We start from the raw sequence: 279 nt of genomic DNA on the forward strand, positions 1-279 counted from the left end.
GTTTTATTCACCAACTGCTGAGTGTGGGTACTCGCGACTGACAATCTGAGCTGTAAAATTTGAGCCTTTATCCTCATCACGCAACGTTAAGATACTTTGAGTGCGAGTGCCATAAGTTGGTACGTTCTTAGCACTATCGCCAAAAGCGACAGGCTCGATGTAAATAGAAGACAAGGTTTGCTCAATCTCATTGGTCATGCCAGTATCTGGCAGCTTGTCCGCTGGTGCTTTGATATTATCTGACAGCACCTCAAAGGCCGCCTGTTGCCAGTATGCAGG

Annotated in this window: 1 protein-coding gene; it reads right to left on the minus strand. The window is 46.6% G+C overall.

Annotation, left to right across the window (positions count from 1 at the left end):
* Positions 1–3: 3 nt before the first annotated feature.
* The coding region (locus AAEY78_RS12765) for an NRDE family protein (RefSeq protein WP_352339697.1) at positions 4–279 on the minus strand (276 nt) is incomplete at its 5' end.

This window comes from Psychrobacter sp. 16-MNA-CIBAN-0192 (genome assembly GCF_040309565.1).
GTDB lineage: Bacteria > Pseudomonadota > Gammaproteobacteria > Pseudomonadales > Moraxellaceae > Psychrobacter.